This is a genomic window from Frankia sp. ACN1ag (assembly GCF_001414035.1).
GTDB classification, from domain to species: Bacteria; Actinomycetota; Actinomycetes; order Frankiales; family Frankiaceae; genus Frankia; species Frankia torreyi.
In genome coordinates this window covers 168,220-186,780 of the sequence record NZ_LJPA01000001.1, presented here as the reverse complement: position 1 = coordinate 186,780, position 18,561 = coordinate 168,220, and the positions used below count along the sequence as shown (strand labels likewise).

The 18,561-nt window shown below is 73.2% G+C and carries 13 protein-coding genes and 1 pseudogene; 3 read left to right on the top strand and 11 right to left on the bottom strand.

Annotation, left to right across the window (positions count from 1 at the left end; translation table 11 throughout):
* The first annotated feature begins 129 nt into the window (after window positions 1-129).
* The 3 genes from rsmG to UK82_RS00795 are packed head-to-tail and all read left to right on the top strand — an operon-like array spanning window position 130 to window position 2,910.
* A complete protein-coding gene (rsmG, locus tag UK82_RS00805) occupies window positions 130-954 on the top strand; it encodes a 16S rRNA (guanine(527)-N(7))-methyltransferase RsmG (RefSeq protein ID WP_055406011.1) in 825 nt (274 codons plus the stop codon).
* Window positions 917-1,912 (top strand): AAA family ATPase, encoded by a 996-nt coding sequence (locus UK82_RS00800; RefSeq protein WP_110431451.1) that lies wholly within the window; start codon window positions 917-919, stop codon window positions 1,910-1,912. The genes rsmG and UK82_RS00800 overlap by 38 nt, the downstream gene beginning before the upstream one ends.
* Window positions 1,909-2,910 (top strand): ParB/RepB/Spo0J family partition protein, encoded by a 1,002-nt coding sequence (locus UK82_RS00795; protein ID WP_055406010.1) that lies wholly within the window; start codon window positions 1,909-1,911, stop codon window positions 2,908-2,910. Before UK82_RS00800 ends, UK82_RS00795 begins: the two co-directional genes overlap by 4 nt.
* Before the next feature lie 279 nt (window positions 2,911-3,189).
* On the opposite strand, the gene UK82_RS00790 is transcribed toward UK82_RS00795, so the two are convergent.
* The 11 genes and pseudogenes from UK82_RS00790 to UK82_RS00750 form a co-directional block, all read right to left on the bottom strand.
* Window positions 3,190-3,828, bottom strand: coding sequence for a GNAT family N-acetyltransferase (locus UK82_RS00790; RefSeq protein WP_055406072.1), 639 nt, complete (start codon window positions 3,826-3,828; stop codon window positions 3,190-3,192).
* Window positions 3,829-4,049: 221 nt separating this feature from the next.
* Window positions 4,050-5,330, bottom strand: a complete 1,281-nt coding sequence (locus UK82_RS00785; protein WP_044885653.1) for an N-acetylmuramoyl-L-alanine amidase — start codon at window positions 5,328-5,330, stop codon at window positions 4,050-4,052.
* A gap of 375 nt (window positions 5,331-5,705) precedes the next feature.
* The gene (gene trxA / locus UK82_RS00780) at window positions 5,706-6,029 is read right to left on the bottom strand and encodes a thioredoxin (protein ID WP_044885652.1); all 324 of its coding nucleotides are present in this window, start codon (window positions 6,027-6,029) and stop codon (window positions 5,706-5,708) included.
* Between the two features lie 75 nt (window positions 6,030-6,104).
* On the bottom strand, window positions 6,105-7,145 hold the full coding sequence (gene trxB / locus UK82_RS00775; protein WP_055406009.1) for a thioredoxin-disulfide reductase: 1,041 nt from the start codon (window positions 7,143-7,145) through the stop codon (window positions 6,105-6,107).
* A 209-nt stretch (window positions 7,146-7,354) separates the two neighbouring features.
* Window positions 7,355-8,338, bottom strand: a complete 984-nt coding sequence (locus UK82_RS00770) for a hypothetical protein (RefSeq protein ID WP_236705358.1) — start codon at window positions 8,336-8,338, stop codon at window positions 7,355-7,357.
* Window positions 8,326-8,913 (bottom strand): sigma factor-like helix-turn-helix DNA-binding protein, encoded by a 588-nt coding sequence (locus tag UK82_RS30845; RefSeq protein WP_082121919.1) that lies wholly within the window; start codon window positions 8,911-8,913, stop codon window positions 8,326-8,328. The genes UK82_RS00770 and UK82_RS30845 overlap by 13 nt, the downstream gene beginning before the upstream one ends.
* Window positions 8,914-9,065: 152 nt before the next feature.
* The gene (locus UK82_RS00765) at window positions 9,066-11,069 is read right to left on the bottom strand and encodes a serine/threonine protein kinase (RefSeq protein ID WP_044885649.1); all 2,004 of its coding nucleotides are present in this window, start codon (window positions 11,067-11,069) and stop codon (window positions 9,066-9,068) included.
* 685 nt (window positions 11,070-11,754) lie between these two features.
* Entirely contained in the window at window positions 11,755-13,542 is a 1,788-nt protein-coding gene (gene murJ / locus UK82_RS00760) for a murein biosynthesis integral membrane protein MurJ (RefSeq protein WP_236705317.1), read from the bottom strand.
* Between the two features lie 93 nt (window positions 13,543-13,635).
* A pseudogene (locus UK82_RS34770) lies at window positions 13,636-14,145 on the bottom strand (murein biosynthesis integral membrane protein MurJ); the annotation flags it as partial.
* 1,073 nt (window positions 14,146-15,218) lie between these two features.
* Window positions 15,219-18,035 (bottom strand): DUF6049 family protein, encoded by a 2,817-nt coding sequence (locus UK82_RS00755; RefSeq protein ID WP_055406008.1) that lies wholly within the window; start codon window positions 18,033-18,035, stop codon window positions 15,219-15,221.
* The gene (locus tag UK82_RS00750) at window positions 18,032-18,502 is read right to left on the bottom strand and encodes an NUDIX hydrolase (protein WP_044885647.1); all 471 of its coding nucleotides are present in this window, start codon (window positions 18,500-18,502) and stop codon (window positions 18,032-18,034) included. Before UK82_RS00750 ends, UK82_RS00755 begins: the two co-directional genes overlap by 4 nt.
* Window positions 18,503-18,561 lie beyond the last annotated feature (59 nt).

Genomic DNA, 18,561 nt, shown 5'->3' with positions numbered 1-18,561 from the left:
CGACCCGCTGTTCCGGAGGGGAGCCGGCCGGCCCCGCCCACCCGTCGCCGCCGGCGCTGCCGTCGGAGACGGCAGGGATGGCCGGGCCGCACGGGATGGCACTACTGGACTGGCCCGGGCGGGTGTGCGATGACCGACTCCGATCCCTCGCGTCCGGCGCGTCCGGCGGGTCCCCCGCCGCCGACGCCGGCGGCCGCCGCCGAGCTGTTCGGCTCGCAGCTCGCGGCGGCGGAGCGCTTCACCGCGCTGCTGGCAACCGCGGGAGTGGAACGCGGGCTGATCGGTCCGCGGGAGACCGGCCGGCTGTGGGAGCGGCACGTGCTCAACTGCGGGGTCCTCGCCGAGGTCGTTCCCGAGGGTGCCGACGCCGTTGACGTGGGCAGCGGCGCCGGCCTGCCGGGAATCCCCCTCGCCCTGGCCCGCCCGGACGTGCGGGTCGTGTTGCTCGAACCGATGGAACGACGCTGCCGCTTTCTCCAGGAGGTCGTGGCTGCCGTGGGGCTGGAGGAGCAGGTCTCCGTCCTGCGTGGCCGCGCGCCGGATGCCGGAATCGGCCCGGAGGGTCGTAGATTCGGGGTAGCCGTCGCACGCGCGGTCGCCCCGCTCGAGCGGCTGGGTGCAATCCTCCTTCCGATGCTGCAACCGGGTGGTGTCATGCTGGCGATGCGCGGTTCGCGGATCCTGGAGGAGTTGCAGGACGCGCGCGGCAGTCTCGGAAACCAGGGGTGGCATCCCGTGGATGTCGTGGTGTGCGGAGAGGGACGGGTGGACGAACCCACCCGGGTCCTCCGAGCCGTGCGGTCATCCCAGCTCTCCCGGGCCGAAGGCAGGAAAGGGCGCGGCGACGGTGAGCGGCACGATGGCAGACAGGTCAGACGAACGGCGCGGGACTCACGACGATCACGGGAGGTCGATCGTGACCAGCCGACGCGTGGGCAGTCTCGTTCCACGTGAAACAGCGTCGACGGGCCGAGGTGGATCCGTGGGTGGGGGATACCGGGGTTACGACTCCGTCATTCCCCCGCTGGACCCGCTCGACCGGTCGACCCCGATCGGAGCGGCGGCGGCAGCAGCAGTGGAAGCCTTGGCGACAGAACGACGACAACCATTCCCCCGTCCCACTCGGCGGCGCATCATCTCGGTGGCCAACCAGAAAGGTGGCGTGGGCAAGACGACGACGACGGTCAACCTGGCCGCGGCGCTGGCGTCGCACGGCATCCGCGTCCTGGTGATCGATCTCGATCCGCAGGGAAACGCGTCGACGGCGCTCGGTATCGACCACCACTCCGGTGTCCCCTCCATCTACGAAGTGCTGCTCGGTGACCGCCCGCTCGACGAGGTCATCGTCGCCTCGGCCGAGGCGCCCGCACTGTTCTGCGCCCCGGCGACAATCGACCTGGCCGGCGCCGAGATCGAGCTCGTCTCGCTCGTGGCTCGGGAGAACCGCTTGCATCGGGCCATCCAGAGCATGCAGCGGGAGGTCGACTACGTCCTCATCGACTGCCCCCCGTCGCTTGGCCTGCTGACCGTCAACGCGCTGGTGGCGGCGCGGGAGCTGCTCATCCCGATCCAGTGCGAGTACTACGCGCTGGAGGGACTCGGCATGCTGTTGCGCAACGTCGAGCTCGTCCAGGCCCACCTCAACCAGGACCTGCGCCTGTCGACGATTCTGCTCACCATGTACGACTCGCGCACCAGGCTGGCCGATCAGGTCGTGCACGAGGTCAAGGAGCACTTCGGGGACCGTGTGCTGGGCACGACGATCCCCCGTAACGTCCGGCTCGCGGAGGCCCCGAGCTACGGGCAGTCGGCGTTGACCTACGACCCGACCTCCCGCGGCTCCCTGTCCTACCTGGCCGCGGCCCGTGAGCTCGCCGAGCGGGGCTTCGAGCCGAACGGTGCGGTCAGGTGAGCGCGCGCCGCAGCGGTCTGGGACGCGGGCTCGGGGCGCTCATCCCCGTCGCCCCCCCGCCCGCGGAGGCGTACGGCGCCGATCGCCCCGCAGCCGACGCCGGCGGCCGCCCCGACGGCGGCGGGCATCTCGGCGCCTTCGGCCTACGCAGCGGCGAGAACATCGGTCCGTTGCCCGTCCAGGGCGCCACCTTCCGCGAGCTGGAGATCGGGTCGATCGTCCCGAATCCGCGCCAGCCTCGGACGCACTTCGACGAGGACGCGCTGGAGGAACTGGCGGCGAGCCTGCGTGAGGTCGGCCTGCTCCAGCCGGTCGTGGTCCGATCGGTGGGGCCGGAGCAGTACGAACTCGTGATGGGCGAGCGGCGCTGGCGGGCGTCCCAGCTCGCGGAGCTGACCCGCATCCCCGCGATCGTGCGGGAGACCGCCGACGATGCCATGCTGCGCGACGCCCTGCTGGAGAACCTGCACCGCCAGCAGCTCAACCCGCTGGAGGAGGCGGCGGCGTACGAGCAGCTCCTCAAGGACTTCGGGGCAACCCACGAGGAGCTCGCCGGCCGGCTCGGCCGGTCCCGCTCGCACGTCACCAACACCATTCGCCTGCTCGGGCTGTCGCCGGCGGTGCAGCGGCGGGTGGCGGCCGGCGTGCTCTCGGCGGGGCATGCGCGGGCGCTGCTCTCGCTGCGGGATCCCGAGGCCCAGGACCGGCTCGCCACCCGCATCGTCGCGGAGGGGCTGTCCGTTCGGGCTGTCGAGGAGATCGTGGCCCTGGACGAGGACACGCCGCGCAAGCGCGCCCCGCGTGGCCCTCGCTCGACCCCGCCCACCCTGTCGCGACTCGCCGACCAGCTTTCGGACCGTTTCGAGACGCGGGTGAAGGTCGATATGGGCCGCACCAAGGGAAAGATCACGGTTGAGTTCGGCTCGATGGAGGACCTGGAGCGGATCGTCGCGGTGATGTCCCCCGCGACCGCGCCGGACGCCGCTTTGCCGCGTTAGCCTTCCCGGCCGCATCGCCGTCGTCGCGTCTTCGGCGCGACGACTGGCCAGCGGTGTCCGCGCCGGCTCGCGAGCCGGTCGGTGCCGCCGGGTCCGAGGGGATCGGGCTGTCCGTCGTGGGTGAGGTCAGCCATGGCTGGGCCGGTATGGCTGGGCCGGCGGCGTTGCAGGGTCGGCAGCGGCGGTGGAGCCGCCAGATCGAGAGATGGTTCCCGACGGGAGGAGTGGCTGCCGTAAGGGACGCGGGGGCGCGGCGTCCCGGCGGCGGTCAGGCGGCGGTCAGGCGGGGTTGCCGGCCTGACCGACCTTGCGGAGCACGCCTTCCGGCGTCATCGAGCCGAGCAGTCGTTCCAGCGCGACCTCGACGTCCTCGCGCCAGCTCACCGTGTTCTTCACCTCGAGGCGCAACCGGGGCCACCGGTGATGGGGTCGCACCGTCTTGAAACCGACGGCCAGCAGGTAGTCGGCGGGTACCACGCACCGGGCGCCCGAGTTCTGCAGGTCACCGAACGCCTCCACCGCCTTGAACCCCCGCCGCAGGATCTCCTTGGTGACGGACTGGATGAGGATCCGGCCGAGGCCCTGGCCCGCGAACTCCTCCACGATGAGCGCCGTCATCAGCAGGATCGCGTCCGGCGACACCGGGCTGGTGGGGAAGGCGACCGAGCGGGGCACGTACGCGGGCGGCGCGAACATGACGAAACCGGCCGGGATGTCGTCGACGTAGACGATCTTCCCGCAGCTTCCCCATTCGAGTAGCGCCGCGGAGACCCAGGCCTCCTTCTCCAGATCGGTGGCTCCGGTCTCCTCCGCGCGGCTGCGCGCGACCGGATCGAGCTCCCAGAACACGCAGCGGCGGCAGGGCAGCGGCATGTCGTCGATGTTGTCCAGGGTGATGTTCGCGATGCGACGGCTCATCGAAAGGGCACTCCCGCGGTCGGCCACCGGGCCGCCGTCCACAGCGGTTGCGTGGACGGCGGCGGTTTTGGCATCAGCCTAGGCCGACCGGCGCGGATCGACCCTCGACGCACCGCGCCTGTTTCACGTGAAACCTCTCTCGTGCTCCGAGCTGGACGGCTGCAGGTCGGCGGGCCAGCAGGCCAGCTCCTCCGTCCAGTCGACGGGGACCGGCGGACCTGTCAGGCGCGACCGGCGAGCCGCGGGACGTGAAGCTGTCCCGTCGGGGCGTCCATCTCCGGCGGGAGGAACAGCCGTTGTGTTGCCGCGAGGACCGCCTCGGCGACCGCGGCGCGGAAGTCGGTCGAGCCGAGCGCACGCGCGTCGTGATCATTGGTCAGGTAGCCGAGGTCGAGCCGGACCGTCGGCATCCGGGTGCGGCGGAGCAGGTCCCAGACCTTCGGATGGGTGCGGCAGTCCAGCATGTCGGTGCGGGAGACGATCTCGCGCTGGACAAGCTGGGCGAAACGTTCGCCGACGGCCGAGGAGCCGCGGGCGTTGCCGTAGTAGTAGGCCGATACTCCCTGCGCGTGGCGGGAGGTGCTGCCTTCCGCGTGCAGCGAGATCAGGAGGTCGGCCTCCAGCTCGTTCGCGCGGGCGGCGCGATCCTCCTCGCTCGGTGACTCGTCCGGGCCATGGATGAGGTGGGATTCCAGGCCCGAGTCGAGCAGGCGGGTGGTGAGCCGGGCGGCGAGATCGGCCATGAGGTCCCGCTCGCACAGGCCGCCGCTGACGATGCCGAGGTCGTCGCCGCCGTGCCCGGGATCGAGGGCGACAACCACCCCGAGCAGGGAGGTACCGCGGGCGAGGAGACGGACGGATTCGCGCAGCACGTCGGGACGACCACCGGTCACGGTGCGGCGCAGTCGCTTGAGCTCGCGCAGCGTCCGCGGGCCGCAGCGACCGTCGGGATCCAGGCCGCGGTTGCGCTGGAAGTCGCGCACCGCGCTCTCGGTCCGCGGACCGAAGATGCCATCGGTCCTGCCGATGTCGAAGCCCATGTTGAACAGGCGCTCCTGCAACGCGGCCACGTCATCTCCGACGAAGGGGTGCGCGGCGCTGAAATAGAGCAACCTGTCGCCGAGATTGTGTCGGGCCTCCTCGAGCGCCCGCGCCGTATCCGGACCGAGTATCCCGTCGACGGACAGACCACGACTCTGCTGGAAGGCCCGCAGCGCATTGTCGAGGTCGCGATCGAACCGGTCGGGGGGAGCGGCCGCAGCACCGCCCGCGCCGCCGGCCGGCCCCACAGCCGGGCTGCGGGCGCCCTCCGCGGCGGCCGGCTCGGCGGCCGGCGGAGGCGGCTCGGCGCCTTTCGACTCCCCGGGCGGTGCCGCGGGCGGTGCCGCTTCGCCCCGTTCTCCGCTCTGCCGGGGGGTCGCGGGAAGAAAACCGAGATAGGTCAGGGCCGCCCGAACCTCGGCGACGGCGGAACCTTGGTCTCCCAGCCGCAACAGCTTCACGAACGTGTACCTTTCAGCTTGCCTGCCCCCAACGTGTTCCCCGGCGGAACCCGGTGGTCGGGGCCGCCGCGTCGACGAACTGTTTCCCGACTGCCGATTGCTGAATCTCAAGCCTAGGGCATGCCCACGTGGTCCCGACCGGCCGCGAACGGGATCCTCCGTCATTGACCCAGCGTGACCAACCTGTCCACGCTGTGCTGTGGCATCCGATTCCCGCCGCTGGCCCGGGGGTGCGGGCAGGTCGGTCCCCCGGATACGCCGACGGCCCGCCGGCAGGAACGCGCGGCGGGCCGTCGGCGGCGGCCCGCCGCGCACCCACCCGTCAGGGATAGGCGCGCCGCGTGGCCGTCGAGGAGGTCAGTTGGCAGGAAACGATCAGATGTACGGCGAGAGGTCGCGCAGCAGAGCGGCCTTCGGCTTCGCGCCGACGATGCTCTTGTCCACCTCGCCCTTGACGAAGACCGCCATGGTCGGGATCGACATGATCTGGTAGTTCCGCGCCGTCTCCGGGTTCTCGTCGATGTTCAGCTTGACGATCCGCAGCTTCTCGCCGTGCTCCTTGGCGATCTCCTCGAGGACCGGTCCGACCATCTTGCACGGGCCGCACCACTCGGCCCAGAAGTCCACGAGGACCGGTACGTCGCTCTGGAGGACCTCGGCGGTGAAGGTGCTGTCGGTCACGGGGGTGGTGCCTGCCATAGCTGTTCTCCCTGCTGGATGTGGTGGTGGCTGGAAGGCGGTGGTGGGATGGGTGGTCGATGCGCGGGGGCGGCGTCAGGCCGGCTGCGGCGCCGGGGTGGAGACCCGCGGGGCCTCGGTGGTCGTCTCGCCGGGACCCTCTCCGGCGGCGATGAAGCGCTCCGCGTCGAGGGCGGCGGCGCACCCGGTGCCGGCGGCGGTGATGGCCTGCCGATAGGTGTGGTCGACCACGTCGCCGCAGGCGAACACGCCGTCGAGGTTCGTCTTGGTGGTGGGATGCGCGACCTTGACGTAACCGGCGTCGTCCAGCTCGAGCTGGCCGCGGACCAGCTCGGTCCGCGGATCGTGGCCGATCGCGACGAACAGGCCGGTGACGTCGAGATCCTCCGTCTCACCGGTGATCGTGTCGCGCAACCGGATGCCGCTGAGCTTGTCCTCGCCGAGGAGCTCGGCGACGTCGGCGTTCCACCGGAACCGGATCTTCTCGTTGGAGAAGGCCCGCTCCTGCATGATCGCGCTGGCTCGCAGCTTGTCCCGCCGGTGGATCACCGTGACCGACCGGGCGAACCGGGTCAGGAACGTCGCCTCCTCCATCGCCGAGTCGCCGCCGCCGACGACGGCGATGTCGTGGTCGCGGAAGAAGAAGCCGTCACAGGTCGCGCACGCCGACACCCCGCGCCCGAGCAGTCGATCCTCGTGCTCGACGCCGAGCTTGCGGTAGGCCGAGCCGGTGGCGACGATGACCGTGCGGGCGCGGAACGTCTGGTCCTCGACCCTGACGATCTTCGGGTCGGCGGTGAGGTCAAGCTCGGTCACGTCGTCGGCGACCAGCTCGGCGCCGAACCGCTCCGCCTGCTGGCGCAGCTTCTCCATCAGCTCCGGGCCCTGCACGCCCTCGGGGAAGCCGGGGAAGTTCTCGACCTCGGTGGTGTTCATGAGCGCGCCGCCGGCGGCGACCGCGCCCTCGAAGACGAGGGGCCGCAGGTTGGCCCGGGCGGTGTAGATGGCGGCCGTGTAGCCCGCCGGCCCCGAGCCGACGATGATGACATCGCGCACGTCGTCTGCCGGTCGATCACCGTGGCCGGTGACGTCCTGGACCTGCTGCTGGGCTGTCACACCCGCTCCTTTCACGCTGCGCGATTCCCCGTCAGCCGGGGTGGACCCCGCCGGTGCCCATCGGCCTCGGTGGTGCGTCGGGATCCCTGGTCGTAGGTCTGATCCGTGAAGACGGTGTCCGAGAGCGACAACGGTCCTCGAGGGCGTCTGATTCCATCCTGTACCCGCCGGTGCCGAGCAACCGGTGATCACCAGTGTCGATGCTCACGCTACCTGCGCAGCGTGGTCGCGCTATACCACAATGCCGCGGAGACGCTGACGACGCCGCAGTGCGTGTCAACGACGAGCACCCGCGCCGCCGCGGGTTGCATGGGGATGGACAGCACGATCAGCAGCGCCGACTGGCCGTCGTACCGGATGCGGTCGACCGCGAGGATCTCGCCGCCCGACTGGGCGATGAGGCTCTGGTAGCAGGAGCGCAGATCCGGGGTGTCCAGCAGGGCGCGCAGCCGGGTGCCGGCCGCGGCCGGCGGGGCCGCCACGACGGAGGCGGGATGGCGCGCGGCGGCCGGGGCGACCGCCTGGAACGGCACGGCGCCCGTTGACCGTGCCGTCGCCACGGCTCCCGCATCGGTGGCGTCCCCCGTCGGTCCGGTCAGCGGCAGCGACAGCGCCACCGAACCCGCGATCCGGCCCGTGAGCAGCTCCCTGCCGTGCTGGCCGACCTCGGCCGGGGCGACGGTTGTCCGCGAGTCCGCCATCATGGTCAGCCGGCCCGGTCCGGCTCCGGCGGCCGCGGCGCCGGCCGACTCCCGGCCCTGCGCGACGCTCGACGCCGCGACCGGGTGGTGGGCGTCCACCACCCGAAGACTGTAGAAGGCGAGGACGGCAGCACCGAAGGTGACGAACGCCGCGCAGACCGCCGCGAGCGACACCCAGTCCCGCCGCGGGGCCGCCGCCGCACCCGGCGCCGGTCGCCGCTCGGGGCGGGCCGTCGGCCGCCGGCCGGGGCCGGTCCCGGGGGTGCCGGTCTGGGGAGCGCCGGTCGGTGCCGAGGCCATCGGACCGGCGGGGGAGCGGCCCGCGTCAGGGGCTGGGCGTGGCGCGGGCGCGTCGGTGGTGGTCACGTCGGTGGTGGTCACGTCGGCACCGGGCCGGGCCGGGGGATCGTGCAGCGGGCGGGGGGGCAACTGTGCGGCCAGCGCCGCCTGGATGCGCTCGGCGACGTCGCCCGGCATCGTCATCGCGGCCAGCCGGGACAGGTCGGCGCGGACCTTGCGCAGCGCGGCGATCGACTCCCGGCACTCCAGGCAGACCTCGACGTGGTCCCGGGTCGAGCGGGTGACCGTCTCGCCCCCGGCGACGGCGTCGAGCTGCTCCACGTCGGGATGCTGGTCGTGCCCGCGGGACCGGCGGCCGAGGGGAAATGCGGGGCGCGTCTCCGCTGATCGGTGACGGTCGTCCATCGGGTCATTCGCCATTGCTGATCACCTCCTCCGGCAGGTCCGGGCACCCATGGGGCCGCATGGTGAGGACTGCGGCCGGCGGACCGACTGCGGGCGTCGGGCGGCCGCTGCGCGCAGGCCGCCGCATCATGGTGTCCTTCTTCTGAGACGGTGGGCGGGGCTCCTGGGTTCCCGGGCGGGAGGTATCCGAGGAGCAGGGCGAGGTGCGCCCGCCCCCGCGAACAGTGACTTTTCACCGTGCCGGCAGAGATGTCGAGCAGCCGCGCAGCGTCCGCGAGGGGCAGTCTCTGGACGTCGACCAGCACCACGGCCGTGCGCAGCGCCGGGGGCCGGCCGGGGACGCCGCCGACACCGAGACGCATGTCACGCTCGGTGATGGTGCCCCGCGGATCGGTCGGAGGCGGATCGGTCGGAGGCCGTGGGCGACCGACCGGAGCCGATCCGCGTGTCGGCGGAACAGCTCGCCGAAGACGGCGGGATTCCCACCTCCTCCCCCTTCGGGACCGGCTCTCGGTCAGGACCGGAAGGTGATCTCCGCGATCGAACCGCGATACTGCCCGTCACTGTCCTTCGGCAGGGAGGTCAGCCACAGGACCCAGTACTGCGCCGGGGTGAGGTCGGAGGGCATGGGAAGGTTCACCGGGCCGCTGGGGGCGTCGGTCTTCGGGACGACGACCCGGTAGCTGTCGATCGTGTCCCCGGGGGTGGCGGCGCTACGAAGCTCGAACGACACCGGGCCGCTGCCGACCTGGACTGTGACCGAGGTGGGGCTGATCGCCTGGCCGAAGGTCAGCCGCAGGCCGACGCCGGGCTTGAGGCCGCCGAGATTCGCGGTGACATAGCCCTCGGTGTGCCAGACGGTCGACGGGTTGCCGTCGACCGCGTTGGCGGCCTCCTTCGGCCGCTCGGTGCCGTCGCCGCCCGAGGCGGGAGGATCTATGGTGTCGATGCTCTGCGGCTTCAGCACAGTCCCGAGCGGGGTGGCCTGGCTGGTGGGCGAGGCAGTCGGACTGGCGCCGCCACCATCGCCGCCGCTGCGCAGCGCGAACACGGCCACGACCGCGACGATGATGACGACCACGACGAGGGCGATCCACGGCAGCATCCGGCCGAGCCGGGGGCCGGACCCGCCGCGCCCGCGTCCCGGGGCGTCCCGATAGCGGTCCGCCGGCGGATAACCGCCGGCCCCGGCGGCGTAGCCCCGGTCGTCCCTGGCCCGGTCATCCCTGCCCCGGTCGGGCCGCCCGCGATGGTCGTGGCCGCGGGTGTCGTACCCGCCGCGGGTGTCGTACCCGCCACGGCCGTACCCCGTGTCGCCGCCACGCGGCCCGCTCGGGCCGTCGACACGGGTCTCGTAGCGGCCGTCACGGGCCTGGTCAGGGCCCGGGTAGCCAGCGGTGTCGGTGTAGCGGCCCTGCGCGGGGTAGTCGGACGCGGCGAGGTAGTCGGAGGAGGCGAAACCGTCCACGTCCATCGCCTCGGTGCTGGGGGGTTCCTCGCCGAGGCTCATCAGGCCGGTGTCGAGCACCGCGTCGACCGGGTTGATCGACTCCAGCTCTTCGACGAGCTCGGCGACGGTGGTGATGGGCGCGCCCGCCCGCTCGTCGCCGAGGGTCGCCATGGTGATGGCGTCCAGGTCGCGAGGCACCGACGAGGTGACCTGCCGGGGGCTGCGCAGCCGCCCGCCCGAGGTCGGCGCGGTGGGCAGGCCGCGGTCCCCGCCGAGGGGCCAGTGGCCGGTGAGCCCCGCGTACAGCAGGCCGCCGAGCGCTCGCAGATCGGCGGCGGCGGCGTCGCCCGCGCCCACCACCCTGGTGGCCTCGGCGTCATCGCCGTTCCCGGCGGCGTCGGGGCCGTCAAGCTCCCCGGGCGTCCCCGAGCGCTCCAGCTCCGCGAGCACGCCACCGATCTCCAGATCGATGATCTTCACGGTGCCGTGGCTGGAGACGATGACGTCGCCGGGGCTGAGATCGCCGTGATGGATGCCCCGCTCGTGGGCTGCGGCGATGACCCGGGCCGCGGCGAGCACCACGGCGCCGGCCTGCTCGGGGCGCAGCGCCCCCTGGGCGGTGAGCTGGCGCAGGGTCTTGCCGTCGACCCATTCGGAGACGACGTAGGAGATGCGCCGCGATCCGGTGGTCGTCGTCGTGGCGTCGTAGGTGGAGGCGGCACCCGGATGCACGAGCCGGCCGGAGTTGATGGCCGCGGCGAGCAGACGCCGGGCGGCCTGCTCCCGGTTCGGGTCCGCGGCGGCGGCGCCGTTGTCGCCCGGGTTCACCGGGCCGTGCTCGACGATGCGCACCGCGACCGGCCGGGCGAGCACGTTGTCGTCGCCGCGCCAGAGGGTGACCGGCCCGCGGCTGGTGAGCGCGGAAAGCAGGCGGTAACGGCGGTCGAGGACGGTTTCGGCGAGCACCGCGGTGCCGGCGGGGGTCGACGAGCTCCGGGGGTCGGGGGCGGTCAGTGTTACGTCGTTGTCGACGTCCTCAGCCTGCGGTCGGTTGCTTCCGTCGACCACAGCGCCTCCGTCGTCCACGGCCTGACGGGGACGATCCGCCGTCGGGCTTCCCTACCTCACCCGGGCAGGGGTCCGCCCAGTGTGCCGTGACCGTGGGCGGAGACCCCGGAATCCTTCGTCGCCCGGAACTTGTCGCCACGGTGAACGACGTGACGAGCGGAGGCTGCGCCTGGTTCACCGGCGACGTTGGGCGGGGCCCGCGCACAGCGTGTCCAGTGTACGAGGATGGCCGGAGGATCTCGCGAATGTCTTGGGACAACCCGCCCTTGTGTACCGGCTGTGACGATAGCCGCCTGATCGCCTCCCGTCGGCCTCCGTGGCCGCCGGCCCGGCCGCGCCCGGGTGCGCCGCCGCAGGGCCCGGAAGGACGTTTCCCCCAGCCAAGACGGAGCTGTCCGCCGGGGTCGTTAAGCTCCCGTCCAGCCAACCGGGCTATGGCGAATATCCGCCGTATTCCTACGCATTAGTAGAGTAATCCTCGCGGCGTTTCCCAACTACACCGCGTTATGGTGATGGAAGGATCGGCGGCCGCTGTCGGCCCCGCGTACACCTCCATCACCAGACCATGGTCATGAGGATTTCGCCGGGTCGGGGTGACGTCCGAGCTGGCCCTTTGGTGCCCGCCGCGAGCGTCGCTCGGCAACCTCCGCCGGGCCCGGCCTGGGCCGTCGCGGGCGCCGACCGGTCAGCGCCGCCGCGGCGCTCGCCCCGCCCGACGCGTGCCGGTCGCGGATCCCGACCGGTCGTCCGGGCCTTCCCGCCGCGGTGGTGTCGGGGCGCGTGCCCCGGTCCGCGACGACGGCTCCCGGCGGGCCGTCCGCTCGGTCCTGCCCGTGCGCTCCGCCCGCCCGGTCCGGTCGGCCGCCGCCGGCGATGCGGTCGGCCCGCCGGGCCTGCCCCGCCCGCGCCCGCGGCGCAGACGGCCGTTGACAACCTCGGCCAGCGCGTTGACCTCGTGCACGTTCATCCGTCTGGCGACCGCGATGAACAGCGCGCCGCCCACCACGGCCGCGATCACTACCGCGACCCCGGAGCTGAGCCAGCCCGTCCCGATCACCGACCGGATTCCGCGGGCCAGCAGGGACGCGATGACGGCGCCGAGGCCCGCGGCGACCGCGACCTGAGTGATCACCCGAGCGGTGCGGTTGCCGTCGACGCCACCCAGCCGCCGGCGCAGCAGGATCGTCGTGGCCGCGAGCCCGACCAGGTAGGCGAAGGCGAAGGCGAGCGCCAGCGCCGGCGCGCGATGCTGCTCGGGCACCAGCACGGTGAGCACCACCGCGCCCAGCACGTTCACCGCGACGACGCCCATGTTGACCAGCGCCGGCGTCCGGCTGTCCTGGTAGGCGTAGAACGCCCGCAACTGCACCTGGAACAGCGAGAACGGCACCAGGGCCAGCGCGAAGGCGCTGAGCGTGTCGCCGATGTCCACCGCGGCGTGGTACCGGACCGCGCCGTGGTAGAACACCGCGACGGCGATCGGCCGCCCCAGGGCGAGGATGAACAGGGCCGCCGGCACGATGGCCGTGACCGCGACCCGGGTCGCGGTCGAGATGTCGGCCCGGACGAGATCCCGGCGGCCCTGGGCGGCGTGCCCGCTCATCCTCGGCAGCAGCGCCGTGATCACCGAGACACCGATGATCGCGTAGGGAAGCTGGAAGATCTGGTAGCCGTAGGTGTAGATCGTGTAGGCGGTCGTCGCCGTCGACAGGTTGACGATCACCAGGTAGCCGGCCTGGCTGACGATGACGAACAGCAGCGTCCAGCCGGCCAGCCGGGCCGCCGAGCGCAGTTCCGGATGGCGCAGGTCCAGCCGCGGGCGGTACCGGAAACCAACCTTGCGCAGAGATGGCAGCAGAGCGAGCGTCATGGCCACGACACCCAGCGTCGTCCCGCCGGCGAGCACCGTGATCTGCGCGTTGCTGATGGCCTTCGGCCCGTCCACCCCGGGGGGGTGCGGTCCCGACACGATGTAGACGAAGGCCACGCACGTCGCGATGACGATCAGGTTGTTCAGGATCGGCGCGAACATGGGCGCGGCGAAGGACTGCCTGACGTTGAGGATCGCGCCGATCGTCGCGCCCACCCCGTAGAAGACGATCTGCGGCAGGAACCAGCGCAGCATCTCGGTGCCCAGCGCCCGCTCCGCCGGCCCCGAGTGCAGGTAGGCGTCGGTGATCCAGGGCGCGACCAGCATGCCGACCGCCACCGCCGCGCCCAGCCCGAGGATCATGATGGTCAGCAGGGAGGAGGCGAAACTGTCCCCGCCGTCCGGGTCCTCCTTGGCCGCGCGCACCATCACCGGGACGATGACGCTGGTCAGGATCCCGCCGAGGAGCAGGTCGTAGAGGACGTTCGGCGTGGTGTTGGCAACGTTGTAGGCCTGGCTGACTCCGCTGGTGCCGAGCGCGGCGGCGATCGCGACCGTGCGCAGGAAGCCGGACGCCCGGGAGACGATCGTGCCGATCGCCATGATCCCGCTGGCCTGGCCGAGGCTCGGCCCGGACTTCCTTGCGCCGGACTTCCCCCGGCGGGCGGTCGTCGACTTCGCGGTCGTCGACTGTGNCCTCGTCGACGGCGTCCGCGCGGGTTGGGCGCTCGTGGATGGGGTGCTCGCGGGTTGCGCGGTTGCTGCCTTCGCGGTTGACGGCTTCGCGAGCGCGGTGGTGGCCGCGGCATCGGTGGGGCGCGGGGTCCGTCGACGTGACGGGTCACGCCGGGCGTTCCGCCCGGCCGTCTCGCGGGCGGCCGGGGTCCGGGGGCGGGCGGCGCGAACGTCCCTGAGGTCGCCCTCCCTGAAGCCGCCGCCGTTCCCCCCGTTCCCGCCGTCCCCGACCTCGCCGGCGTGGCGGTCTGCCCGCGGGTCGGCGGCCGGATCGTCGCGCCAACCGCCGGGGGCGCCGTCGCGGTCCGCGCCGTAGCGGGCGTCGCCGCGACGGTCACGGGTGCGGGCGTTTCGGCCGTCCCGGGCCTCGGGGGGCAGGGCGGTGTCCCGGCCGCGGCCATCGTCCCGGCCGCGGCCGTGCTGGTGTGACTCCGGGGGGATGCGCCGGACGTTGCTGCGCGGAAGCGCCACCGTCGGCCGGGACTCGCCAAGAGACGGCCGGCGCCGTTCGCCGGCGAAGCGTCGGGGGCGGTCGGCGGCATCCGGCTGCTGCTCCTGCGACCCGCGCCCGGCGGAACCCGGACCAGTGGGCCGACCGACCTGGCCGGGGGGCGAGCCGGATTCCGTCTGCGGCCGCCGTCCGGGTACCGGGTCCGCCGGCCGCGGCGGGCCGGGCGGGGTGGGCAGTCTGGTGGTCCGTGTCCCGTCGACCGGCGCAGCGGGCTGGACCCGTCCGCGTGCGGCGGAGCCGGGACCTCTCTCGGACGGGGGCGGCACGCCGGGGGGCGGCGGTGGTGTCCGCGGCGCGGCCGGCAGCTTCCGGGTCGCCTCCGGAACCGCGGCCCGCGGCGCGCCGGGGGGTGGGACCGGGCGCGGCGCGGCGCCGTCCCGTGGGTCGGCCCATCGGTCGTGGCCGCTGTGGGACGCGTCGTTCCGCCCGGCCGGGTCGTGATCATCGAACTGGTGTTCGGGGTAGGCCGCTCGCCGTGCCCGCCGTGGATAGTGCCCTTCGGCGTACGGCTCATCCGCGTACGCGCCGTCCCGGCGGCGGTAGCCGTCGTCGCGATCCCCGTACCCGTCGTCCGGGTTCCCGGGCCGGCCGTCGGGGCCGGGGTATTGATCGGCTGGATCGAGATACCGCTGGTCGAGGTCCGGATATCGCTCGTCGAGGTCCGGGCGCCGCCCACTCGGGTTGGAAAAGGATCGGCCGTCTCCCGGGTAGGACCGGTCGCCTCCCGGGTACGGCTGATCACCATTTGGGTAGGAGCGGTGAGGCTCCGGGTAAGGCCGGCCGGAATCCCGGTACTGCGGCGGGTCCTGGGCGGGGTAGGACCAGTCCGCCTGGGGCAGCGGGTCGGGGGCGTGGGGCGGATCGAGAGTCGCCCCCGGCCGGGCGGCGCCGTCGGCCCACTCCTCAGCCCGGTGGTCCGGGCCGCCGGGGGTGTCGCGCCACGGATCGCGACCACGATCGCCGCGGCCAGCGCGGGGGCCGGTGCCGCCCCGGCGGTGCCGGGGACCCGAGCCGCCCTCCCCCTCGACGGGGGTCACGGGCCGCTCCGTCGCCGACGGGCCGGAACCTCACCGGTGGCCACGTCCCACCCGGGGCCGGCGTGTTCCGCCGCGGCGCCGTGGCCGGAATCGGGCTGATGCTCCGGGCCCCGGTCCCAGCCCCGGTCGTGATCCAGGTCTTGGTCCCGGTCCTGGTCTCGGTCCTGGTCGGTCCCGGGCTCCAGGCCGCGGGCGGCGGGCGCGACGCTCGGCTCGCGACGCGTGGCGTAGGAGAGATCGGCGGTGGGGGCGCCCGTCGACCACCCGGAGGCGACCGCGGCGGGCGCCCGCCGGAAGGGTGGCCGGGCGGCATCGGACTCGCTCCCGGGGCGACCCGGCAGCGCCGCCACCCCCGCCGTGGCGGCACCCGGGTCCGTCAGTCCGCCCGGGATCGCCGTGCCGTCCGGGGCCGCCGGGCCGTCCGAGGCCGCCGGGCCGCCGGCGATCGGTTCGGGGGCGCCGCCGGCGGAGTCGGCGGTCCGGCGCGCGCCCGGCCGCAGCCGGCGGGCGAGGCGCACCACGACGGCCAGCAGCAGCACGCTGACCGCGCCGATGGTGATGGCCGTGGCGATCGCGCCGTAGACGGTGGAGCGCACGAGTACCCGGGTCGGGGGATCGGTCGAGAGGGCCTGGCCGTCGAGGTTGAGGCGGCGGATCTCCAGCGGGAACGTCCCCGCGCCCTCGGCGTCCACCTCTATCTCGATCTGGGCCTTCTGCCCCGAGGGGAGGTTGCGGGTCTCACGGGCCGGCGAGCGGAGCCGGGAGTGGGTCGAGGAGAAGGCGAGCACGACGGTGACCTCGAACTTCGTGTTGTTCTCGAGCGTGATCGGTACCAGCCCGTGCTTGCTCGTCAGGTTGACGCTGCGGGAGGCCACCACCTGGATGCCGTTGCGGATCGCGGACACGTTCCCGTCCACCTGCTGGCTCAACGACACACCGTCGACCATGCGCCCCCCGCGCCAGGCGACGGAGGTCGCTGTGACAAGTGCGTTGCTCATCGGGTCGACCCGGTCGATCCGGCAGGTGCGGGTGGCCTTCGGCGGCGGGCAGAGCACCGGGCCCAGCGCCAGCGCCTCGTCGCGGACGCTCGCCACCGCGTCGAGGTAGGTGACGGGCAGCTCCCGGGCCTGCGCGTCGGCCGGGTAGACCAGCACGCCGCGGCGGGCCGGCGACTGGTTCTGGCCGGCGCCGCCGTCGAGCGGGACCGGGACGGAGTAGTCGCTGTCGATCGCCCCCAGCACCTGCTTGGCCCAGTCGTCCGTGGGCGGGTTCCAGCCCCGCGGCAGGGCGAGGACCTGGAACCGGGGCTCGGACTGCTCCGCGGTGATCATGGCGAGGTCGGCTCGGAAGTGTGTCAGGACGACCCCGGCGCTGGGACCGTCGGCTCGGCCGTCGAAGGAGGTGGCGATCTCGGCGAGGCGGTGGTCGGTGGCGAGCGCCCGGATCGGGCCGGCCGACGTCGGGAGTTCGTAGGTGGCCGACGGCGTGTAGGGGACGGCGGACCCGGGACGCAGGATGCGGTCGTCGAGCAACACGGTCCCGACCTTCAACTGGCGCAGCACGTCCACGGTGGCGGTGTCGGCGAGCCCGTCGACGGGGTAGGCGACGGACGCCATCTGCGCGGGTTCTCGTTTCAGCAGAGCGGCGAGCACGACCTGGCCAGTGTTGACGGCGTAGCTCACCGTGTCCAGCTTCTGGGCGTGGACCAGGGCGGCCAGGTCGGCGTCGCCGTAGGGCAGGGCGAAGACACCGCCGCCGGCGTCGGCGAAGTTCTTGATGTCGTTGAGGAACTGGGCGGCGTCGGAGCTCTGCGGTTCCTTCACGCCGTCCGCGCCGCCGCCGGGGCTGGCGTAGTGGTAGCCGTCCGGGTTCGTCATGATCTGCAGCGCCTGCACCAGCGTCGGGTCGACGGCGAGGGTGACCGCGGGCCGGCCCTCGGCGGTGACGGTCGACCGGGCCGCGTCGAGCAGGCGGTACAGCCGCCCGGTCGGCTTCACCTCGTCGGCGAGCTCGTTGTCGGTCAGCAGGCCGTCCGAGCGCAGGCGGGGCTGGTCGGCGAGCGGCAGGACCACCGCCACCGGGGTCCGCTGCTGCTGGCCGGACGAACGCACCAGGAAGGTGTACGCCACGCCGAGCGGCGCCACCGGCTGCCCGCCGACGGAACCCGTGACCTTCACCCGCAGGGGGTAGACGCCGACCCGCACCGGCAGCGCGGATGCACCGAGATCACTTGTGATCATGAACCTGACCGGGTCGGCGCCCTGGACGGGCGGATCGGACAGCGGCTGCGTGCTCTGTCCGCCGGAGAGGGGTAGCTGGCGGTAGCTGGGCTGGGGGCGGGCCTCGCCGTTCTCGGCCAGGGTCTCGAGCCGCCCGCGGGAGGTCACCGCCGGGGAGCCGATCGACAGGCTCATCCGCAGGTCGGTCAGGGGCTGCGGCCCCGAGGTGGACAGCGTGCCCTGCACCGACACCACGGAGGACCCCGCGGCCGGCGCCTGCACCTCGTCGACGGTCACGGTCACCCGGTTCCCCGGACCGGTGGACGACGACGCCGATCCCGGTGAAGAAGGTAGCGAACCGCCCGATTCGTCTGTGGATGAAGCTGTGGAAGACCGTGGTGATCCTGTGGATGAATCGGGTCGGGCGATCCGTTCCACGAGCCCGCCGCGGATCGCCGCGCCCGCCGCGGAGCCGCCGGCCACCGGGATGACGAGGGCGAGCAGCACCACGGCGGCGAGCCGGGCCGGCCAGCGCCGGGCGCCGGACGCCCCGCGGGGCCGCGCCCGTCGCGCGGGCCGGCGCGGCGCCGTCATGCGGTCGCGGCCAGCACGACGGGCACCTCGTCGAGCAGGCGCCGCTCGTCGGCGTAGGCGAGGCGCTCGGCGACCTCGGCCAGTGGAACCCAGGCCACGGCGTCGACCTCGATGTCGGCGTCCGACAGCGAGCCGACGCTGCGCAGCAGCAGGAAGTGGTGCACCGTCTTGTGGATGCGTGCCCCCCCGGCGACGAACCAGAAGTCGATGGTGCCCAACCGGCCGAGGACGGACCCGGTCAGCCCGGTCTCCTCGCGGACCTCCCGGACGGCGGCCTGTTCGGTGGTCTCGCCGGCCTCGACGTGACCCTTGGGTAGCAGCCACAACAGCCGCCCATGGCGATCCCGGCGGGCGATGAGCGCGGCGGAGGCGTCCGTGGAGCACTGGTCGAGAATGAGGCCGCCCGCCGAGGTCTCCTCCACCCGGGGCAGCGGAGTGCGACCGGCGGAGGAGGTCGACGGCGGCATGGATTGATCGTACGAGGCGCGGGTCCCCCGGCCGGCCCGTGTGCCCGCAACGCCCCGGT

What these genes read in the sequence shown, in the direction of transcription:
- rsmG (WP_055406011.1), top strand. Translation starts at nt 130, where the DNA reads ATGACCGACTCCGATCCCTCGCGTCCGGCGCGTCCGGCGGGTCCCCCG.
- UK82_RS00790 (WP_055406072.1), bottom strand. Translation starts at nt 3,828, where the DNA reads ATGAGCCGTCGCATCGCGAACATCACCCTGGACAACATCGACGACATG.
- trxA (WP_044885652.1), bottom strand. Translation starts at nt 6,029, where the DNA reads ATGGCAGGCACCACCCCCGTGACCGACAGCACCTTCACCGCCGAGGTC.
- UK82_RS30845 (WP_082121919.1), bottom strand. Translation starts at nt 8,913, where the DNA reads ATGCGTCTCGGTGTCGGCGGCGTCCCCGGCCGGCCCCCGGCGCTGCGC.
- murJ (WP_236705317.1), bottom strand. Translation starts at nt 13,542, where the DNA reads ATGGCGATCGGCACGATCGTCTCCCGGGCGTCCGGCTTCCTGCGCACG.
- UK82_RS00755 (WP_055406008.1), bottom strand. Translation starts at nt 18,035, where the DNA reads ATGACGGCGCCGCGCCGGCCCGCGCGACGGGCGCGGCCCCGCGGGGCG.
- UK82_RS00750 (WP_044885647.1), bottom strand. Translation starts at nt 18,502, where the DNA reads ATGCCGCCGTCGACCTCCTCCGCCGGTCGCACTCCGCTGCCCCGGGTG.